The organism is Corallococcus carmarthensis (genome assembly GCF_003611695.1).
Classification (GTDB): domain Bacteria; phylum Myxococcota; class Myxococcia; order Myxococcales; family Myxococcaceae; genus Corallococcus; species Corallococcus carmarthensis.
Map to the genome: position 1 here is coordinate 1 of NZ_RAWE01000391.1, position 4,030 is coordinate 4,030.

Annotated in this window: 2 protein-coding genes; both read left to right on the forward strand. The window is 70.0% G+C overall.

The window, feature by feature from the left end; all coding sequences use genetic code 11:
• Window positions 1-3,515, forward strand: a 3,515-nt coding sequence (locus D7X32_RS43505) for a non-ribosomal peptide synthetase (RefSeq protein WP_147450509.1), incomplete at its 5' end; no start/stop codon positions are given.
• A gap of 274 nt (window positions 3,516-3,789) precedes the next feature.
• A partial coding sequence (locus D7X32_RS43510) for an AMP-binding protein (protein ID WP_439329054.1) occupies window positions 3,790-4,030 on the forward strand: 241 nt, incomplete at its 3' end.

The window sequence follows — 4,030 nt, forward strand, 5'->3', positions numbered from 1 at the left end:
TCACCGCGCTCTACGAAGCCTTCCGGCAGGGCCAGCCCTCGCCGCTGACTCCGTTGCCGGTGCAGTACCCGGACTTCGCCGTCTGGCAGCGCGGCTGGCTCCAGGGAGAGGTGCTGGACGCGCAGCTCGCCTGGTGGACGCAGCAGCTCGCCGGGGCCCCGCGGGCGCTGGCATTACCCACGGACAAGCCGCGTCCGCCGCAGCGTTCCGCGAGGGGCGCCACCTTCCCGGTGCGCCTGTCACCAGCCTTGAGTGAGGCGGTGGAGACGCTGGCTCACGCGGAGGGTGCCACGCCCTTCATGGTGCTGCTCGCGGCGTTCCAGACGCTGCTGCACCGGTACTCCGGGCAGGATGATTTGCTGGTGGGTACACCCATCGCGGGCCGCCGCCACGCGGAGACGGAGGGCCTCATCGGCTTCTTCGTGAACACGCTGGTGTTGCGCACGCGGTTCGACGGACGCCCGTCGTTCCGGGAGCTGCTGGCGCGGGTGCGCACCACGACGCTGGGCGCGTACGAGCATCAGGACATCCCCTTCGAACGCCTGGTGGAGGCGGTCCACGCCCCGCGCGACCTGTCGCGCACGCCGCTCATCCAGTCCCTCTTCGCGCTCCAGAACCTGCCGGACACGGAGGTGCGTCTGCCGGAGTTGACCCTTCGCCCGGTGGAGGTGGATCTGGCCACGACGAAGTTCGACCTGGACCTGAGCCTGGGCCGCACGGAGCGCGGCTTCGAGGGCGTGCTCTCCTACAGCACGGACCTCTTCGAACCCGCCACGGCCCGCAGGCTGTCGGAGCACCTCGTCCAACTGCTGGAGGGCGCGGTCGCGAAGCCGGACGCCGCGCTGGACGCACTGCCCCTGCTGACGGCGGAGGAGCGCCAGTGGGTGCTGGAGGAGTGGAGCGGCGAGACGGCCCCGTTCGAAGCGGACGTGCCCTTCCACACGCGCTTCGAACAGCAGGTGACGCGCACGCCCAAGGCACCCGCCGTGGTGATGGGTGACACGTCCGTGTCGTTCCACCAGCTCAACGTGCGCGCGAACCAATTGGCGCACTCCCTGCGGAACCTGGGCGTGGGCCCGGACGTGCCGGTGGCGTTCTGCCTGGAGCGCTCGCCAGAGGCCATTGTCGCCATCCTGGGCATCCTCAAGGCGGGGGGCGCGTACGTGCCGCTCGACCCGGCGGCCCCTGAAGCACGCAAGGCCTTCATCCTGGAGAACAGCGGCGCGGCCGTGCTGCTGACCACGCAGACGCAGCTGGCGGCATGGCAGCCAACGGCGCGGCACGTGGTGCGGTTGGACGCGGATGCGCGGCGCATCGAGTCGTCCTCCCCGGGCAACCCGCGCTCGGGCGTGCGGCCGGAGCATCTGGCGTACGTCATCTACACGTCGGGCTCCACGGGCATGCCCAAGGGCGTGATGATCCAGCACCGCTCGCTGGCGCACCTGCGGCACGCGATGAACGAGACCTGCTTCCACCGGGCCTCCCGTCCGATGCGGGCAAGCCTGAACGCACCGTACTTCTTCGATGCGTCGGTGCAGCAGCTGTCGTTGCTGCTGGACGGCCACTGCTTGTTCCTCGTCCCGGAGGCCGTGCGGCGGGATCCGGAGGCGATGCTCGCGTGGGTGGAGCAGCATCGCATCGACCTGCTGGATTGCACTCCGTCGCAGTACCAGCTGCTACTGGAGGCAGGCCTGCTGGAGCGCGATCACGTGCCGAGCCTCTGCTCCATCGGCGGCGAGGCGATGGACGAGGTGACGTGGCGCACGCTCGCGGCGACGGATCGGACCTGGGCCTTCAACGCCTACGGTCCGACCGAGTGCACCGTGAACGCGACCATCGCCGCCATCCAGGGCAGCCCCATGCCCACGCCCGTCATCGGGCGCCCGCTGCTGAACATGGACGTGTACGTCCTGGATGCGAACCTGAACCCCGTGTCCGTGGGCGTCCCGGGCGAGCTGTACATCGCGGGCGAGGGCCTGGCGCGCGGCTACCGCAACCGGCCGGACCTCACGTCGGAGCGCTTCATCCCGCACCCTTTCAGCACGGAGCCCGGAGCGCGGATGTACCGCACGGGCGACCGGGTCCGGTGGATGCAGGATGGCACGCTGGAGTACCTGGGCCGGTTGGACTTCCAGGTGAAGCTGCGCGGCTACCGCATCGAGCTGGGCGAAATCGAAGCCGCGCTGCGTGCGTCTCCGGGCGTCCGCGACGCGACGGTGTTGCTGCGCGAGGATGTCCCCGGCCTCCCGCGACTGGTGGCCTACGTGACGCCGGAGGTGGACACCGCTCCGCTCCGAAGTCATCTCCAGCGCTCGCTGCCGGAGTACATGGTGCCGGCGGCCTACGTCGCCCTGCCCGTCCTGCCGCTGACGCCGAACGGCAAGGTGGACCGCAAGGCGCTGCCCGTCCCAGCGGATGGTCCGGCGAACATCGAGACCTCCGTGGGCCCTCGGAATGAAGGCGAGGCCCGGATCGCGGCGCTCTGGGCGGAGGCGCTGGGTGTGTCCTCCGTGGACGTGCGCACCAGCTTCTTCGAACTGGGCGGGCACTCGCTGCTGGCGGTGCGGCTGATGGCGGCGGTGAACCGGGCGACGGGCCAGAAGCTCCCGCTGTCCACCCTCTTCCAGGCTCCCAGCGTGGAGCGGTTCGCGGAGTTGCTGGCGGCCGGGGACGTGTCGAAGCCCTTCACGCCGTTGGTGCCCTTCACGAAGGAAGGCACGGGCCGTGCGCCGCCGTTCTTCTGCGTGCATCCGGTGGGCGGCAACGTGCTGGCCTACTCGGAGCTCGCTCGGAGGTTGGGACCGGATCAGCCCTTCTACGGCCTCCAGGCCCGCGGCCTGGACGGTGAAGGCGAACCGCTGGACACCGTGGAGGCCCTGGCCGCCAGCTACGTGCGAGTGGTGCGTGGGGTCCAGCCCCACGGCCCGTACCACCTGGGTGGCTGGTCGCTGGGCGGCGTCATCGCCTACGAGATGGCGCACCAACTCCGCGAGGCGGGTGAAGCGGTGGAGCTGGTGGCGATGATCGACTCGTACGTGCCGCAGACCGTGCCGGACACGGAGCCGAACCTGGACCGCACGCTGGCGGTGGGCATGTTCGCGCAGGACCTGATGGGCGTGTCCCTGGCGGACCTGGACGTGGACACGGCGGAGCTGGCGACCCTGGAGCCCGAAGCGGCGCTCGCGAAGGTCTTGGAGTCCGCGGCCCGCACCGGCACCCTGCCGCCCGGCGTGGAGGCCGCGAACGCCACGGCCCTCTTCCAGGTCTTCGAGGCCAACCTCGAAGCGGCCCGGCGCTACCACCCGCCCGCGATGGATCAGCGGGTACTGCGCATCCAGGCGGATGAGCTGGTGGACGATACGGGCACGGGCGATGGCGGCTGGACAGCGCTCGTGGGAGACCGGCTGGAGTCGCACCGCTTGCCGGGCACCCACTACACGCTGCTGCGCGAGCCTGTGGTGCAGACGGTGGCGGAGCTGCTGGCGAAGGCGCTCCGCGAAGCAGGCAAGGCGTAACGAAACCCACCCTCTGCGACACCCCGGAGGTGGCACTGGATGTGTCAGGGGGTGTCAAAGCAGAAAGGTTTCATGGGGTGGTTGAAGGGGCTCCGCCGCGCTTGATGACGCGGCGAGCCCCCGCTCCCCGAGTGGGCTGGCGTCGAGGGCCTCCCGTGCTTCATCACCGGGAGTGCCTACGGCGTTGAGCATCCGGGCTGCTATTAAGTGTCCGCGTTTATCGACACATGGACAGCCTACCGTGCCCGACTTCTCGCGAACCCTTCCTGGCGTCCTGCTGAAGCTTGTCCAAGGGCCTTCCGCCCACACGCCGCTCTACACCTTCCTGGGAGAGGACGGCGGCGAAGAGACCGTCTGGAGCGCGTTCGATTTGGACGTGCGCGCGCGGAGGATTGCTTCGGCGCTGCGTGAGCACGGCGCGCAAGGCGAGCGCGTGCTGCTGCTGTACCCGCCGGGGCTGGACTACATCGCGGGCTTCTTCGGCTGTCTGTACGCGGGCGCGGTGGCGGTGCCGG